Genomic DNA, 16,094 nt, shown 5'->3' on the forward strand with positions numbered 1-16,094 from the left:
GATTGACCATCTCGTCAAGGGTGTTTCAATGCCTGCGTGCAGAACTCCGAGGCCATGGCCCTGTCCGCAAGCCTGCTCGCCGTCGCCGGCGAGCTGACCCAGCGCATCAACGAGGGCGTCGTCGCCCGGGGCTTCGACGGGCTCAGGCCCGCTCACGGGTTCGCCTTCGCGCGGCTCGCCCCGGACGGTGCGACGGCGACCGAGCTCGCCGCACATCTCGGGGTGACGAAGCAGGCCGCCAGTCAGCTCGTCGACGAGATCGTGCGCAGGGGGTTCGCCGAGCGGCGGCCGCACCCCGGTGACGCCCGGGCGCGGCTGGTCGTGCTGACCGAGCGGGGGTGGGCGTGCACCCGGGCCGCCGAGGAGGCGGCCGCCGAGGTGGTGCGGGGGTGGGCGGACGTACTCGGGGAGAGTGAAGTGCGGGCGTTGTGGGAGCAGTTGTGGCGGATCGCGCCCTATGGTCCTGTCAGGCCCGCCTGGTGACGGTTCAACAGGCGCAACTGCCGAGTCAGTTATCACTGGAAGTTTTTACTGACGCGTAACTTCACACTTGCACTACTCGCTCGTAACTTGACGAGTGAACAGCATCCTTCGTGATCCGGATCACAGGGCGTAAGGCCATCGCAACTCCCTTGAGCCGCAAGGAGATCACACGATGCTGCCCTGGAACCGAGTGCTCAGACCCCTGGCCGCGGCGCTGCTGACCGCCGCGGTCGCCCTCGTCCCCGCCACCGCCGCCCACGCCTCGGCCGCTCCCACGAGCGGGTGGAACGACTACTCTTGCAAGTCCTCCGCCGCCCACCCCCGCCCCGTCGTCCTGGTCCACGGCACCCTCGGCAACTCGGTCGACAACTGGCTGGGCCTCGCCCCCTACCTGGAGAGCCGCGGCTACTGCGTCTTCTCCCTCGACTACGGCCAGCTCTCCGGCGTCCCCGTCTTCTACGGCCTCGGCCCCATCGACAAGTCGGCCGAGCAGCTCTCGGCCTTCGTCGACAAGGTGCTCGCCGCCACCGGAGCCGCCAAGGCCGACGTCGTCGGCCACTCGCAGGGCGGCATGATGCCCCGCTACTACCTGAGGTTCCTCGGCGGAGCCGCCAAGGTGAACGCGCTGGTCGGCATCGCACCCGACAACCACGGAACCGACCTCGACGGCCTCACCAACCTGTTGCCGTACTTCCCGGGAGCGTCGGACCTGCTGTCCTCGTCCGTTCCGGGCCTCGCCGACCAGATCGTCGGGTCCGCCTTCCTCACCAAGCTCAACGCCGGCGGCGACACCGTCCCCGGCGTCCACTACACCGTCATCGCCAGCAAGTACGACGAGGTCGTCACGCCGTACACGAGTCAGTTCCTGAGCGGTTCCGACGTGCACAACGTCCTCATCCAGAACCTGTGTTCGCTCGACCTCTCCGAGCACGTCCTGATGGGTCTCAGCGACCGGCTCGCCTTCCACGAGGTGGCCAACGCGCTCGACCCGGCGCACGCCACCCGGACCACCTGCGCGTCCGTGCTGAGCTGACGCACGAACGGGGCCTGTCCGACCTGAGCCGCCGGACAGGCCCCGCCCCCCGTGGGGTCTACCGACGGCCCGAGGTCGTCGCGCGCCGGCGGACCGAGGCGAACAGCGCCGCCGACCCCAGCGCGAGCACCGCCGCACCGCCCATCGCGAGGTACGGGGTGCTGCCACCGCCCCCCGTCGCGGCGAGGTTCTCCGCGGCACCGGCCGCCTTCGGCGTGTCGGCGGCGGCCGGCTCGGCCGACGTGGCGGCGTCCTGGTCGCCGTGACCGTGGTGCTCGACCGTCGACTTGTCGGCACCGGCCGCGATCTGCCGGTCGGAGGGCGCGGAGGCGGTCGGAGCCGGTGTCGAGTCGGTGGCCGTGGCGCCGCCGCCCCCGAAGGTGACGTCCGAGCAGGAGTAGAAGGCCTCCGGGCTGTCCGAGCGCTGCCAGACCGCGTACAGGAGCTGCCGCCCCGAGCGTTGGGGGAGGGTGCCGGAGAACGTGTAGAAACCGTTCGCGGCAACCGGGTCGGTGGCCTGCGCCACCGGGGCCGACAGGTCCAGGTCCTTCCAGGCCAACGGCTTCGCGGGGTCGTAGCCCGGCTTGGTGATGTACACCGTGAACGTGCCCTTGTGCGGGGCGGTCACGCGGTACCTGAAGGTGTACGAGCCGTCGCGCACCCCCGTCGCCGGCCAGTCCGCGCGGGGCAGGTCGAGGCCCTTGAACTCCTCGTTGCCCGCGCCGCACAGCCTGCCGTCCGGGATCAGCTCCTGGTGGCGGCCGTTCGCGTCGCCGACGCGGATGCCGTTCCAGTCGTAGAGCGCCTGGGTGCCGCCGGCGGCGACCGCGGCCCTGCACGCGTCCGACGTCGGGCTCTCCGGGTTCTCCGCGTAGCACTGCGCGACCCGGCTGACCGGGTCGCCCATCGTCCCGTGCGCCGACGCGGGGACGGCGCAGAGGACGGTCAGGGCGAGCGGACTCGCGCCGAGGGCGGCGATCGTGACGGCCTGGCGGAGGCGTGCGGGCATGCGGAATCTCCTCGGAACGGTCCTGGGCGAATCCCGTGGGGTGTGATCAGAAGCTAGCCCGGAGAAACCGTGAAATCGCCTGCTGGGGACGGGCGAGGGAGATCCTTATGCTCGCGTTAAGGGAGTGCTGAGACTGGGATCAGGTAGGGAGCGTGGCCGGCATGGCGGACGACGGGATCCGGGCGGCCGGGGCCGCCGACGTGGCGGCCGTGAAAGCCGTGACCGACGCCGCGTACCACCCCTACATCGAACGGATCGGGGTGGTGCCGGTGCCCATGGAGGCGGACCACGCGGCGAACGTGGCCGCGGGGAAGGTGTTCGTGACGGGCGATCCCGTCATCGGGCTCGTCGTGCTGGAGGAGCGCGACGACCATCTGTTCCTCGACAGCATCGCCGTCCACCCCGACGCACACGGCACGGGCGTGGGGCGACGGCTGCTGGACTTCGTCGAGGCACGCGCGCGTGCGCTCGGGCTGCCCGAGGTCAGGCTCTACACCAACGCGATGATGTGGGAGAACCAGAAGATCTACCCGAAGTTCGGCTACGAGGCCGTGGAGCGGCGGGTGGACGGCCCCTACGACCGTGTCCACTTCCGCAAGCGGCTCGACTGACCGCTCTCAGCCGTCGGGCCACCACGTTCTCGCGATGTCCTTGCGCACCTCCGGGCGTCCGGCGGAACGCTCGTCGGCTTCCTCGCGGACCCTGCGCGAGTCCGTCTTCTTCAGGGGCTTCTGCACAGTGGTCCGGCGCATGGCTGCCTCCTTCAGTGCCTACCGGGTTCCGCGTTCTCACGGAGGTAGACCCTTTTCGGGAGAGTGACTCATCGGTGCGGGTCTGTCAGTGGCGGCTGTCACGATTCGACTGTCAGTGGCGGGTGTCACTCTGGGGGACATGACGAACGACAGTGAAGCTCTGACCGGGGCGGGCGCGGCTTCCGGCCTGGACTGGGACGCCGAGGCCGCCTCCTTCGACGACGAGCCGGACCACGGACTGCGCGATCCGGAGGTGCGGCGGGCCTGGGCGGGCCGGCTGGGTGACTGGCTGCCGGCGAGGTCCTCGGACGTCCTCGACCTCGGCTGCGGCACGGGCAGTCTGTCGCTCCTCGCGGCCGAGCAGGGACACCGCGTCACGGGCGTGGACGGCTCGCCGGCCATGGTCGAGCTGGCGCGGGCCAAACTGGCCGGACGTGACGCCGCGTTCCTCCTCGGCGACGCGGCGGCACCGCCGGTGGGGGAGCAGCGCTTCGACGTGGTGCTCGTACGGCATGTGCTGTGGGCCCTGCCCGATCCCGGCCGCGCGCTGCGGCACTGGAGGGGGCTGCTGCGGCCGGGCGGGCGGCTCGTGCTGATCGAGGGCGTGTGGGGGACCGTCACGCCGGCCGGCATCCCGGCCGGCACGCTTGCCGGGCTCGTCGAGCCGCTGGCCGAGGTGGTGCGCGTGGAGCCGCTGTCGCAGGACGCGGCGCTGTGGGGCGGGCCGGTCGAGGACGAGCGGTACGCGGTGGTGGCGCTGGTGTGAGGCTGCGTCGCTGGTGTGAGGCGGTGGCGCCTCAGGCCAACAGCGCGTCGAAGCCGCCCTCGCGGGCCAGCCGCTCCAGGGTGTCCAGGGCCGCGCCCGCCGCTGCCGCCGCCTCCGGGTCCCTGTCCGCGAGGCCACTGGCCGCGAACTCGTCCTCGTCCAGCCGGCGTACGTCCCTGCCGTCGGCCGAGCGCCACAGGTCCAGGTCGAGGTCCTCGACGATCAGTTCCGAGCCGAAGCGGACCGCGGGCCGGGTGACGTCGCAGTACCAGCCCTTCAGCCCGCCCTCGGCGTCACGGACCTCCTTCACCGCGTACCAGCGGTCCCGCCAGTAGTACTCGGTGAAGACGTCGCCCTTCTCGAAGCGCACGAACCCGAAGTCACGGACCCCCTCGCCCGCCCAGAGGGCGCGTACGGCGATCCGGTCGCCGTCGGGGTGGATGAGGTCGGCCTCGTAACCGATCTTCGTGCGGCCCGCCTTGACGAGGACGACGTTCAACCGCCGGGCGGGTTCAGCCGAGTTCGCGGACAAAGCGCACCTCCGACGCGGAGATCTCGTACCCCAGCCACTTGTTGATCGCGAGCATCGGGCCGTTTCCGGCGTCGTTGCCCGTGTGGGCCTCGGTGAAGCCGGCGGCGCGGGCGCGGTGCAGGGAGTGGTTCTTGGCGAGCTTGGCCAGACCCCGGCCGCGGAAGGCGCGTGCGGTGCCGGTCATGGCGGTGAAGTAACGGGTGCCGTCGGTGTAGGCCACGGTGAAGGCGGCGGGGCGGCCGTCGACGACCGCCACCGTGGTCAGGTCGAGGTTGATGTTCGGGTGCTTCCAGCTCTCCTCGATCCAGACCTCGTAGTCCGTGAACTCGGTGTCGACATCGCTCGGTTCGTCCGCCGTCGTCTCGGCGTCCAGCTCGAACAGCGGGCGCGGGTCGTCCGCGAAGTCGGCGGCCGTGCGCAGTTCGGTGCCGGGAGGGGGGTCCTGCAGGGGCGGCAGCGTGACGTTCGCCAGGTCCAGCCGGAGGAAGCCGGCCGAGCGGCTGGCGCGGTAGCCGTGGTGCTCGGCGAAGGCGCGGTTGGCCGGCTCGTCGAGGACCCACGCGAACAGCTTCGTCGCACCGTGCGCGATCAGGTACTCCTCGGACGCCTGGACCAGGAGCCGGCCGGCGCCGCGGTGGAGCCGGTCCGGGTGCACGTAGATGTTGAGGTACCCCTGGCCCGGCTGCGGGCTGTCGTGGACGAGGCCGATCTGGGCCGTGCCGATCATCTCGCCGTCCTCCTCCGCCACCAGCGCCCGGGCCTTCGCGTCCGGGTGGGTGTGGAGGAGGCGGTGACGGATGGCGTCGGCGGTCCACATGACGTACGGGAGGCCGAGATGGCGGATGAGGGCGAAGTCCTCGAGGTCTTTCCGGTCGTCGGGCCGTAGGTCGCGCACGGTTGCTGTCATGAAGGCGCACGCTACGGGGAGGTCGAGCCAGGGTGCCTCCCATTTTCGGGCGGGTACGGGACAATCGGGCCGTGACCTTGAAGATCCACATCGACGACAGCGCCGCGCCGTACGAGCAGGTGCGGGCGCAGATTTCCGAGCAGGCGCGGACCGGTGTGCTGCCGGTGGGGTACCGGCTGCCGACCGTGCGGGGGCTCGCCGAGTCGCTCGGGCTGGCGGCGAACACGGTGGCGAAGGCGTACCGGGCGCTGGAGAGCGACGGGGTGATCGAGACGCGGGGCCGCAACGGGACGTACGTGGCGGCGGCGGGCTCCGCGGCGGAACGGGAGCTCGCGGCGGCGGCTCAGGCGTACGTGGAGCGGGCGCGGCGGCTGGGGCTGGCGGAGGCCGACGCGCTGGCCGCGGTGCGGGATGCGTTGCGGGCGGGGTACGGGGAGGGCTGAGCGGGATCCGGCACGTCAGCGGGGCGAGAGCGACGGGGTGCGGGTGACCCGGAGGCCCGCTGTTCGGGCCGCCTTCGCGAACGTCGTCGCGTCCTGTACCGCCGCTGCCGTCGGGTCGTTGTTGAAGTACGCGTGGACGTCCTCGTTCGTCCCCCAGGTGCTCATGATCCGGGTCACCCATGTCTCCAGCGCCCGGCGGCCGTAGTGCGGCCATGGCTGGGCGCGGCCCTGGTGGAAGCGGACGTAGCCCCAGTCCGTGGTGCGCCACAGCGGGGTCACCGGGCGGGAGAGGACGTCCGCCCAGCACAGGGCCGCGCCCCGGGTCTGAAGGACCTTGCGCACCTGCGGTGTCCACCATGACTCGTGCCGCGGCTCGACCGCGACCCGGGTGCCCGGCGGGAAGCAGCCGAGGCAGGTGTCCAGCAGGCCCGGGTCGGCCTTCAGGGTGGGCGGGAGCTGGAGGAGGACCGGGCCCAGCCGGTCCCCGAGACCCGCCGCGTGGGTCATCAGACGGTCGACCGGCTCCTCGGGCTCCCGCAGCCGCTTGATGTGGGTGAGGTACCGGCTCGCCTTCACCGCGACCACGAAGTCACCCGGCACCCGCTCCCGCCACGTCTCGAAGGTCTCCCGCGTCGGCAGCCGGTAGAACGCGTTGTTGATCTCCACCGTCGCGAAGTGCGCCGTGTACTCCTCGAGCCACAGCCGCGTGGGGCACCCGTCGGGGTAGAGCACGCCCCGCCAGTCCTTGTACTGCCACCCCGACGTCCCGACGAACAGGGTCATACCGTCCATGAAAGCACTACAGGTACAGCCCCGCGTCCGCCCCGTCCCGGGGGTCGGGCACCGAGGTCGGTGAGGTGCCCCGGCGCAGCGCGTACAGCTCGGCCAGGGTCGCGCCCTCGCGGCCGACGCCCTCCTCCGTGCCGAGCCAGCCGACCGCCTCGCGGTGGGTCAGCCTGCCCACCTCGATACGGGCCAGACAGCGGCCGGGGCGGACCACGGCCGGGTGCAGACGCTCCAGGTCCTCGTTGGTCGTGACGCCCACCAGGACGTTACGGCCCTGCCCCAGCAGTCCGTCGGTGAGGTTCAGCAGCCGGGACAGCGCCTGGCCCGCCGTGTGCTTGGCCTCGCCGCGGATCAGTTCGTCGCAGTCCTCCAGCAGGAGCAGCCGCCAACGGCCCTTGCCCGTCGAGTCGTCCTCGCCGATCGCGATGTCCATCAGATAGCCGACGTCGCTGAACAGGCGCTCGGGGTCCAGGACGCAGTCGACCTGGCACCAGTCCCGCCAGGAGCGGGCGAGGGTGCGCAGCGCCGAGGTCTTGCCCGTGCCCGGCGGGCCGTGGAGCAGCAGCAGGCGGCCGGCGATGTCCTCCGGTGTCGTCTTCATCAGGCGGTCCATCGCCTCGGCCACCGGCGCCGTGTAGTTCTCCCGCACCTCGTCCCAGGTGCCCGCGGAGATCTGCCGGGTGGTGCGGTGCGGGCCGCGCCTCGGGGAGACGTACCAGAAGCCCATCGTCACGTTCTCCGGCTGGGGTTCGGGCTCGTCGGCCGCGCCGTCCGTGGCCTGGTCGAGGATCTTCTTCGCGAGCTCCGCGCTGGTCGCCGTGACCGTGACGTCCGCGCCCCGGTTCCAGCGGGAGATCAGCACCGTCCAGCCCTCGCCCTCGGCCAGCGTCGCGCTGCGGTCGTCGTCGCGGGCCACGCGCAGCACCCGGGCGCCGGCCGGCAGCAGCGTCGCCCCGGAGCGCACCCGGTCGATGTTCGCCGCGTGCGAGTACGGCTGCTCGCCCGTCGCGAAGCGGCCGAGGAACAGCGCGTCGACGACGTCGGACGGCGAGTCGCTGTCGTCGACGTTGAGCCGGATCGGCAACGCGTCGTGTGGGTTCGCAGACATGGCGTCCATGATCCGGCACGGGCGCCCCGCGTGCACCCGGTTTCCGTGGTGCGCCGGGTGTGTCGGCCGTGACCGGCTGGTCCTGTTGTATCCCCTCCGTCCTGTTACAGAGCTGTGTGGGTGCAACACCTGCCCTGGCGGGCATTCCTCCCGTTACTGTTGGCCTCGATGGGACGTCATGGGTGGACTTCGGGGGCTCGGCGGTGGCGGCTCACCGCGCTGCTCGGTGTGGGCGTCGCCGCACTCGCGCTGGTCGTGACCCTCCTCAACACGCTTCCGGACAGCGGCGGCACCAAGGGCACCTCGAAGAACGGCGCCACGGTGCACGGCACCCCGGTGACCCCGCCGGACCAGGACAGGCCCGAGGTCGGCTGGGGCTTCACCCACACCCAGTACAGCGCCGACGAGGGCAGCTCCACCGCGACCGACCGGGTCGAGAAGCTGATCCAGGACGCCGGGGGCGTGCCGCAGGACCAGGCGCTCATGGGCTGGGGCGCGGACAACCCCGAGCCGGTGAAGGGCCGTTACGACTTCGGCGCGATGGACCGCCGGATCGACTTCATCCGCAGGTCGGGCGGCACCCCGGTCGTCACCCTGTGCTGCGCCCCGGACTGGATGAAGGGCGGCAAGGCCGGTGTCGACAACACCGACTGGAGCCAGTCCGCGCTGGAGACCGCCCCGCAGCCGCAGCACTACGCCGACTTCGCCGCGCTCGCCGCGACCGTCGCGAAACGCTATCCGGACGTACGGCACTTCATCGTCTGGAACGAGTTCAAGGGTTTCTGGAACAACGCCAAGGGCCGCTGGGACTACGAGGGGTACACCCGGCTCTACAACCTCGTCTACCGGGCGCTGAAGAAGGTCGACAAGGACATCATGGTCGGCGGGCCGTACCTGGTGATGGACAGCGTCGACCCGCGCGACGACGAGGCCTCCGCGACCTTCAAGGGGCCCTGGGGCGCCATGGACCAGCGGGTCCTGGACGCCTTCGACTACTGGAACGAGCACAAGGCGGGCGCCGACTTCGTCGTCGTCGACGGCTCCAGTTACACCAACGACGACGAGATGAAGCCGGACGAGTTCGGGGCCACCGACAAGCTCACCGCCGTGGGCGAGTGGGTGCGGCGGCAGACGCACGACCTGCCGCTGTGGTGGGCCGAGTACTACGTCGAGCCCGCCGACGGCAACGACGACCGCAAGGGCTGGTCCGAGACGCACCGGGTCGCCGTCCAGGCCGCCGGGATGATCGCGATGGCCAAGGGCGGTGCGTCCTCGGGCTTCTACTGGAACCCGGAGGACGAGAAGGGCGACACCTGCGCGGGCTGCCTGTGGACGCCGACGGACGGCTCGGGCGGCGGACAGAAGCTGCCCATGTTCGACCTGGTCTCCCGCTTCAACCAGGCGTTCCGGCCCGGCACGAGGTACGCGACCGTGTCCGTCGCACCGGACGACGTGCCCAACGTCCGGGTGCTGGCGAGCGACAGAACCGTCCTGGTGGTCAACACCCTCGACCGCTCGATCAGCGCCCAGGTCGACGGCAAGCGGTTCGCGATGCAGGCGTACGAGGTGAAGTGGCTCAAGCGGTAGGGCCGTAGGCCGCTTCACCCCGTACGCGATCTCACTTCAGGCTCAGGAACCGTTGCACCAGTGAGGCCAGCAGCACCGCCAGGAGCGGCAGTGAGAACCAGAAACTGCTCTGCAGCAGGCGCAGTTGGCGCACGCTGGGGCGCATCGCGACCCGGAGGACCTCGCGTGCCGTCAGCATCAGGATCAGCGCGAGGGCGGCGAGGGCGCCGACGACCGACCACGGCGTCCAGGTGATCTGCGGGCCGATCGGACCCGGGTCCGGCTTGGGCACCTTGCCCTCGGGCTGTTTCCTGAGGGCGTAGATCGTCGCGTCCGCGTTGTCGTACACCTTCTTCACCTCGGGCCGCCGGTCCAGGTTCTGGATCAGCCGGGGTTCCCAGGTGGCCGAGTAGCCCACGTCCATCTGGAGGTAGGTCACCTGGCCCGCGTTGATCATCAGGTACGAGTTCGGCCCCGCGTCCTTGAGGGCCTTGACCAGGCTGGAGACCAGGACCGGGTCGGCCGGCGCGAGCGTCGGCACGTAGTCGACCCGCTCCATGTCCTTCGCGCCCCACGGCATCGCCGGGGTCACGTCGTTGACGGTGTCGTTGCTCAGCCACAGCAGACGGACCGTCGGTTTGTCGTGGGCGTAGACGTAGTTCATGGCGGCGACCTCACCGGGCCGGACCCGTTCGAAGGGCTCGTTGCCCCAGCGGGCCACCAGGAAGCCGCCCATCAGCAGCAGCCCGGCCAGCAGGGCCGCCAGCGGGGCCAGGCTCACCCGGTCCTTGTCCCGCTCCTCGGCGGTGACGCCGGTGCGCGGGAACAGGGCGAGACCGGCCAGCAGGGCCGCGCCGGGCAGGGCGAACATGAAGACGCGCAGCGCCATCTCGCCGCCGTAGGACTGCATGCCGAAGCCGAGGAACGGGACGAAGGTGAGGACCAGCAGCGACCGCTCGCGGTACTTGTGGTCACGCCGGCGCCACCAGCCCCAGCAGGCGAACAGCATCACAGCGCCGGCCAGCAGCACACGCGCGTACAGGACGAGCCTGTGGGTCGAACTGCCGCCCTGGATACGGCCGGAGACGGAGGTGGAGACGTTGCTGCCGACCCCGCCGACCCCGCCGAACAGCTCGTCGAAGTGGCCGGACCAGTACGGCTCGGCCATGAAGCCGATCCACACCGCGACCACCACGGCGAACAGGACGGGCAGACCGCGCAGTTCGGAGCGGCGGACCAGGACGAGCGCCGCGAGCACGCCCAGCATCACGAACGGGGTGAGTTGGTGGGCGGGAACGCTCGCCATGAACAGGCCGATCAACACGGCCAGCAGGACGGCCTTCTGACGCCGGTTCGCCGGTTCGACCTCCGCCTCGCCGGGCCGCCGCTTGGTCCAGATCACCCGCGGTTCGCGGAACCAGACCAGCAGGATCGCCACGAACGCCAGGTAGAGCAGGTAGGTGAAGCCCTGCGGGGAGAAGTAGTCCTGGCCGACCCAGCCGCTGAGGACGAAGATCCAGATGCCGGTCCACTTCGCGCGCCAGCTCGCCCGCATCGAGCGGACGAGGAGGAACATCGGTGCCAGATACAGGAGTTGGATGGTCAGCGGCCACCAGCGGATCAGGTCGGTGAGGTCGGTGACCCCGCAGGCCTTGGTCACGAACGCGGCGACCGCGAAGAAGCCCGGCCAGCTCCAGCGCGCGTCCAGGTCGGGCACGGCCGACCCGGTCCGGTCGATGTAGTCGAGGAAGCCCAGGTGCTGCCAGGCCGTCGGGAAGCGCGGCTCGGTCTCGATCACCGCGGGCAGAGCGTGCAGTGACACCACGGTCGCCAGCAGCGTGACGAACAGCAGCGCCTTGTGCTCGCGGCCCAGCCACAGCAGCGAGCCGAACACCGCGACCAGCAGCGCGGCCCCGACCAGCGTCGGCAGCGGCAGGACCGAGATCAGCCCGAGCCCGCCCATGCGGTCCAGGTCGCTCTCGCCGAGCCGCAGCGCGGGCACCCAGTACAGCAGCAGCGCGGCGACCAGCAGACAGCCCAGGACCAGCCCGAGCCGGGTGGGCCGCAGCCGCTGACGCCAGGACAGGGCGGGCGGCTCGGGCTCGCGCACCTCTTCCTCTTGTACGGGTGTCTCCGCCTGCGCGGGCGACGGCTCCTGTACGCCCTTTTCGGCGAGTCCGGCCTCGAAGGGCGCGTCGATCTCCAGCTCGGCCGGCCCCAGCGAGGCCTCCGAACCGGGTTCCCGCTCCTCCACCGGCAGCCCGACCTGCGGTTGCTTCGCCCAGGTCGGCCGGTGGTCCGGGCGGACGACGGGCGTGCCGGTGGGCGGGGTGCCCGGTCCCGGGCGCACGTCGGGGCGCCGTTCCTGGTGGTCGAAGTCGACATGGATGCCGAGCGCGAGGGTGTCGGTGTCCAGCGCCCAGGCCGGTCCGCGCCGGCGCGGGTTCTCGCTCGCGGGTACGTCCCGCGCACCCAGGTCGGCGAGGTCCCCGTCGGGCGCCGCGTCCGCGGGCAGTTCGGCCGGGGCGGCCTTCACCGTGCGGTACAGCTTGGGCGCGGCGATGGTGACGATCACGGCGAGCGAGGAGATCTCGGCGACACCGGCGCCGGTCAGCCCCATCCGGGGCAGCAGCAGCAGGGTCAGCCCGAGCACCAGCACGCACAACAGGCCCTGCAGCCAGGCCAGTCCGGCGGTGCGGCTCTGGGCGCGCAGCACCGCGAAGTACGTCTCCATCACGACCCTCAGCAGCGCGCCGACCGCGAACCAGCGCAGCAGCGGGGTCGCCGCATCCGCGTAGCCCGAGCCGAAGACGCCGAGGATGTACGGCGCCCCGAGGAACAGCAGCCCGCAGATCGGCAGCATGATCCGGGCCATCCGCCGCAGCGCGGCCCGGGTGTTGGCGGCGAGCCGGGCCGGGTCGTGCGAGCCCTCGACGGTCAGCGAGGCGCCCATGTTGATGGCGAGCAGGTTGATGGTGCCGCCGATGGTGGTGGTGATGTAGAAGTACGCGTTGTCCTCGGAGCTGACCTGCGAGGCGATGATGACCGGCACGAGGTAGACCACGGCGAGCGAGAACAGCGAGCCCGTGTAGTCGCCGGCGAGGAACCTGCCGATCTCCTTGACCGTCGGCGGCTTCGCGTGGTCCTCGGTCGCCTTGACATGCCGGGGCGCCAGTCTGCGGAAGACCAGGATGCCGAGCGGCACCACGGAGGTGGCGATCGCCAGGACCCAGGACAGGAAGACACCGGTCGTCGGCATCGAGGCGGCGAGCCCGATCAGCAGCGCCAGCTTCACCGCGGAGAAGACGGTGTTGCCGACGGGCACCCAGGGCGCGCTGCGCAGCCCGGTCAGCACCCCGTCCTGCAGGGTGAGCAGGTTCCAGGCGGCGACCGCCATGATGAAGCCGAGGCCCTTGACCGCCCCGTGGAGAAAGGCGTACGACGGCCCCCAGGTGTCCAGCGTCAGCAGGAAGACGCCCGCCGCGAACGACACCACGACGCAACTGGCCGCGTACGTACGGAAGATGAAGCGCCCGGTGCTGCGGCCGGCGACCGGGATGAAGCGGGCCAGGGCGCCCGTCAGGGTCACCGCGGTCAGGCCCGCCAGCAGCTTCATCGCGGCGATCGCGGCCGAGCCCTGGCCCACCGCCGTGTCGGAGTAGTAGCGGGCGGCCACCAGCCAGTACCCGAGGCCCAGCACCGCGGAGATACCGGTGTTGAGCATCAGGGCGTATGCGTTGCGGAACAGCGGGCTGCCGCTTTGGGACCGGCGAAGCCCGGGCAGCCGAAGACGGCGCCCCGGCTGCTCGGGCGCCTCGGTCGGGGGCTGGGCCTCGGTTGTCGTGGTCGTCGTGTCAGACACGGGAACGGATGGCCTTCCGGCGGACCTGACGTGCTCTGCGGACCAGGGCGTACCCCTTGGTGAGGGCACGGTCCCCGGCGAAGGTGCGGGCGATCGAACGGCCTTCGAGAAGGCGTCCGAACTCCTCGATCCCGGTGCTGCGGCGCACGGTGACCCGCCGCAGCGCGTACGGGCCCTGGCGGCGGCGAGCGAGCGCGTTGCCGACGGCGAGCGCCTGGGCGTACCCGCTCTCCCGGACGGCCTCGCGCACCCGGCGGCTGGAGTAGCCGTAGGGATAGGCGAAGGAGGCCGGGGCGGTGCCCAGTTCGTCGGCGACGATCTCGCGGCACCGGCTCAGCTCGTAGCGCAGCCTGTCGTCGGCGAGCTGGTCGAGCTGCGGGTGGGTGTGGCTGTGGCCGCCGATCTCGACGTCCACCGCGGCCAGTTCGCGCACCTGGTCCCAGTCGAGCATCGTGTCGAGGCCGCCCCCGGTGTCGTACGCGCCCTTGATCCAGCCCGTGGAGACGAACAGGGTCGAGGCGAAGCCGTGCTTGGCGAGCACGGGCAGGGCGTGCCGGTGCACGCCCTCGTAGCCGTCGTCGAAGGTGATCAGGACGGGACGCGGCGGCAGCGGGCGCCCCGTGCGCCAACCGGCCGCGAGAGCGGCGGTGCCGACGGGGGTGAGCCCGAGGTCGCCGATCATCGCCATCTGCTCGCAGAACGCCTCGGGCGCGACCGACAGCGCACGCGTGGCGTCGTTCGGCGCGGTCGCCACCGAGTGGTACATCAGGATCGGCACCGGCGTTTCAGTCATCGGATCCCCCCTCGATCCCGGCCACCGAGAACGTGGCCCCGCCCCGGCGGGCCCGCACGCTCCCCACGACGTATCCGCCCGCCGCCGTCAGCACCCCGGCGACGATGGCCCCGGCCCGCCCCGCTCCGCCCGGCCGGGCCAGTACGGCGTCCCGCAGCCCGCGCGCCACCCCGGCCGGCAACACCCGGGTGGTGTACCGGCGTTCGGACTCGAGCCCCTTGTCCGCGCCCACACTGCGGGCCACCAGCGCCTTGGACAGTCCCTCGGCGTAGGCGCGGGTGCGGAAGTACCGGAAGTGCTCGCGCGCCGCGGGCACCCGGTGGTGGATCACCGCCCGGTCGTCGATGAGCAGGACGGCCTCGGGCCTGCACCGGCTGAGCCGGATGCACAGCTCCGTCTCCTCGCAGCCCAGCGGCCGCTTGTCGCCGTCGCGTCCGATGCCGGTCGCGAAACCGCCCGCGGCGTCGAACGCCGTACGACGGAAGGAAGCGTTTCCGCCGAGGACGTTGCGCACCCGCACCCGGCCCGGCGGCAGCCCCCGGTAGGTGCAGCCCACCACCCAGTCGAACTCCTCCGGGAACCAGGCCGGACGGCGGCCGGACGCCCAGACGGGCATCGTGCGGCCGCCGACCGCCATCACCCGGGGATCGGTGTAGGCCTCGGTGAAGCGGCGCAGCCAGTCGCGCTCGGCCACGGCGTCGTCGTCGAGGAAGGCGAGCACCTCGCCGCGGGAGGCCGCGATGCCGGTGTTGCGGCCGGCGGACAGGCCACGCGGGCCCGCGTTGGCGAGCACCCGTACGTCCGCGGTCTCCTTGTACTCCCTGGTGAGTCGTTCCAGCAGGGTCGGGTTGTGGTCGACGACCAGCAGGGTCTCCAGAGCGGGCCGTGACTGCGCGCGCACCGAGGCGACCGCGGCGAGGATGTCCTCCCAGCGGTCCTCGGTGTAGACGCAGATCACGACGGAGACGTCGAGATCGCTCAAGACACCTCTCCCCGCACCGAGTCCAGCATCGGCGAATGGCGTTCCTGCCGGCGCAGCTCCCGCCGGTTGGAGCGCTCCTTGAGGATGACCTTCAGCACCCGGAACCCGTCCCGCACGGCGCGCAGATTGCTGGCGCCGTGGATGCGCAGGTACTCGTAGCTGGGGATCTCCTGCACCTTCAACCCGGCCTTGACCACCCGGATGTTGATGAGGGTCTCGATCTCGAAGCCGGTGCAGTCGAGGGAGATCTTGTCCAGGCAGTGCCGCCAGAAGGCGTTGTAGCCGTAGCAGAGATCGGTGTAGCGGGCGCCGAACTTGCGGTTGACGATCGTGCACAGCGCCCAGTTGCCGAGCTTGCGGACGAAGGTCATGTCGTCGGTGCCGCCGCCGTTGGCGAAGCGTGAGCCCTTGGCGAAGTCGGCGCCGGAGACCAGGGCGGAGACGTACGAGACGATCTCACCGCCGTCGGCCGAGCCGTCCGCGTCGACCATCACGATGATGTCGCCGGTGCAGGCCTCGAACCCGGTGATCAGGGCGTCCCCCTTGCCCTTGCCCCGCTGCTCGACGACCTTGACCTTCGGCCACAGTTCACGGGCCACTTCCACGGTGTCGTCCGTGGAGTTGCCGTCCACCAGGACCACTTCGTGTATCCAGTCCGGCAGTGTCTTGAAGACGTAGGGGAGATTCTCCGCCTCGTTCATCGCGGGAATCACCACGCTCACCGGTGGTGCGATGGCCAGATGCGAGGAGATCGGCCGGTATTGGGCGGCGGCTGACGGGCCCTCGCCCGTGGCGGCCGGCCGCAGTACGGAACTCATGAGTCTGGTCCCTCTCGTCCGGTGGACCGCCCGCCCCTGGGCGGCCCGGTTTTGTGTCCGGTTCGAAAGGGGGGTTCACGCCTGAGCATGACGAAAAGGAACTCCGTGCACGCCGAAGCGAGCTGGCAGAACTGGCCGTCTGCCGTAATGACGGCAGCCGACCGCGCGGCACGACTCGGTCACAAGTGCGGTCACCGAGCACGGCACCCCCCTACCGCGCCCCGCCCCGGAAGCCACCGCGGTCCTGAGCCCTC

16 protein-coding genes are annotated in these 16,094 nt (G+C 71.2%); 6 read left to right on the top strand and 10 right to left on the bottom strand.

Going from position 1 to position 16,094, the window contains the following annotated elements:
• The first annotated feature begins 36 nt into the window (after positions 1-36).
• Both MKW14_RS19930 and MKW14_RS19935 read left to right on the top strand, forming a co-directional pair.
• Positions 37-483: a MarR family winged helix-turn-helix transcriptional regulator gene (locus MKW14_RS19930; protein ID WP_240864103.1), complete on the top strand. Its 447-nt coding sequence runs from the start codon at positions 37-39 to the stop codon at positions 481-483.
• 172 nt (positions 484-655) lie between these two features.
• On the top strand, positions 656-1,516 hold the full coding sequence (locus tag MKW14_RS19935) for an esterase/lipase family protein (RefSeq protein ID WP_240864106.1): 861 nt from the start codon (positions 656-658) through the stop codon (positions 1,514-1,516).
• A gap of 58 nt (positions 1,517-1,574) precedes the next feature.
• Here MKW14_RS19935 and MKW14_RS19940 read toward each other — a convergent pair whose 3' ends face one another.
• Entirely contained in the window at positions 1,575-2,525 is a 951-nt protein-coding gene (locus MKW14_RS19940) for a lytic polysaccharide monooxygenase (RefSeq protein WP_240864110.1), read from the bottom strand.
• Positions 2,526-2,686: 161 nt separating this feature from the next.
• Between MKW14_RS19940 and MKW14_RS19945 the strand changes: the two genes are divergently transcribed.
• Positions 2,687-3,136, top strand: coding sequence for a GNAT family N-acetyltransferase (locus MKW14_RS19945; protein ID WP_240864111.1), 450 nt, complete (start codon positions 2,687-2,689; stop codon positions 3,134-3,136).
• 6 nt (positions 3,137-3,142) lie between these two features.
• On the opposite strand, the gene MKW14_RS40930 is transcribed toward MKW14_RS19945, so the two are convergent.
• Positions 3,143-3,277: a hypothetical protein gene (locus MKW14_RS40930; RefSeq protein WP_276621281.1), complete on the bottom strand. Its 135-nt coding sequence runs from the start codon at positions 3,275-3,277 to the stop codon at positions 3,143-3,145.
• Positions 3,278-3,416: 139 nt separating this feature from the next.
• Here MKW14_RS40930 and MKW14_RS19950 point away from each other — a divergent pair, with 139 nt between their 5' ends.
• On the top strand, positions 3,417-4,043 hold the full coding sequence (locus MKW14_RS19950) for a class I SAM-dependent methyltransferase (RefSeq protein ID WP_240864113.1): 627 nt from the start codon (positions 3,417-3,419) through the stop codon (positions 4,041-4,043).
• A gap of 31 nt (positions 4,044-4,074) precedes the next feature.
• Here the strand turns inward: MKW14_RS19950 and MKW14_RS19955 are convergent, their stop codons facing one another.
• Positions 4,075-4,575, bottom strand: a complete 501-nt coding sequence (locus MKW14_RS19955) for a ribonuclease FAU-1 family protein (protein ID WP_240864115.1) — start codon at positions 4,573-4,575, stop codon at positions 4,075-4,077.
• Positions 4,556-5,482 (bottom strand): GNAT family N-acetyltransferase, encoded by a 927-nt coding sequence (locus tag MKW14_RS19960; protein WP_240864117.1) that lies wholly within the window; start codon positions 5,480-5,482, stop codon positions 4,556-4,558. The genes MKW14_RS19955 and MKW14_RS19960 overlap by 20 nt, the downstream gene beginning before the upstream one ends.
• A gap of 71 nt (positions 5,483-5,553) precedes the next feature.
• Between MKW14_RS19960 and MKW14_RS19965 the strand changes: the two genes are divergently transcribed.
• A complete protein-coding gene (locus MKW14_RS19965) occupies positions 5,554-5,925 on the top strand; it encodes a GntR family transcriptional regulator (RefSeq protein WP_240864118.1) in 372 nt (123 codons plus the stop codon).
• Positions 5,926-5,940: 15 nt separating this feature from the next.
• On the opposite strand, the gene MKW14_RS19970 is transcribed toward MKW14_RS19965, so the two are convergent.
• Together MKW14_RS19970 and MKW14_RS19975 are read right to left on the bottom strand one after the other, a co-directional pair.
• Positions 5,941-6,708: a DUF72 domain-containing protein gene (locus MKW14_RS19970; protein ID WP_240864381.1), complete on the bottom strand. Its 768-nt coding sequence runs from the start codon at positions 6,706-6,708 to the stop codon at positions 5,941-5,943.
• A gap of 16 nt (positions 6,709-6,724) precedes the next feature.
• On the bottom strand, positions 6,725-7,819 hold the full coding sequence (locus MKW14_RS19975) for a DUF5925 domain-containing protein (RefSeq protein WP_240864120.1): 1,095 nt from the start codon (positions 7,817-7,819) through the stop codon (positions 6,725-6,727).
• A 168-nt stretch (positions 7,820-7,987) separates the two neighbouring features.
• Here MKW14_RS19975 and MKW14_RS19980 point away from each other — a divergent pair, with 168 nt between their 5' ends.
• Positions 7,988-9,406: a GH39 family glycosyl hydrolase gene (locus MKW14_RS19980; protein WP_240864123.1), complete on the top strand. Its 1,419-nt coding sequence runs from the start codon at positions 7,988-7,990 to the stop codon at positions 9,404-9,406.
• Between the two features lie 31 nt (positions 9,407-9,437).
• Here MKW14_RS19980 and MKW14_RS19985 read toward each other — a convergent pair whose 3' ends face one another.
• From MKW14_RS19985 to MKW14_RS20000, 4 genes are read right to left on the bottom strand one after another with little or no spacing between them, the layout of a single operon-like run.
• A complete protein-coding gene (locus tag MKW14_RS19985) occupies positions 9,438-13,247 on the bottom strand; it encodes a lipopolysaccharide biosynthesis protein (RefSeq protein WP_240864124.1) in 3,810 nt (1,269 codons plus the stop codon).
• On the bottom strand, positions 13,240-14,040 hold the full coding sequence (locus MKW14_RS19990) for a polysaccharide deacetylase family protein (protein ID WP_240864126.1): 801 nt from the start codon (positions 14,038-14,040) through the stop codon (positions 13,240-13,242). Before MKW14_RS19990 ends, MKW14_RS19985 begins: the two co-directional genes overlap by 8 nt.
• Positions 14,033-15,022: a glycosyltransferase family 2 protein gene (locus MKW14_RS19995; protein ID WP_240864128.1), complete on the bottom strand. Its 990-nt coding sequence runs from the start codon at positions 15,020-15,022 to the stop codon at positions 14,033-14,035. Before MKW14_RS19995 ends, MKW14_RS19990 begins: the two co-directional genes overlap by 8 nt.
• The gene (locus MKW14_RS20000) at positions 15,019-15,840 is read right to left on the bottom strand and encodes a glycosyltransferase family 2 protein (protein WP_240864130.1); all 822 of its coding nucleotides are present in this window, start codon (positions 15,838-15,840) and stop codon (positions 15,019-15,021) included. Before MKW14_RS20000 ends, MKW14_RS19995 begins: the two co-directional genes overlap by 4 nt.
• Between the last annotated feature and the right edge of the window lie 254 nt (positions 15,841-16,094).

Origin of the sequence: Streptomyces gilvus, assembly GCF_022513565.1 — a bacterium.
Lineage (GTDB): Bacteria > Actinomycetota > Actinomycetes > Streptomycetales > Streptomycetaceae > Streptomyces > Streptomyces gilvus.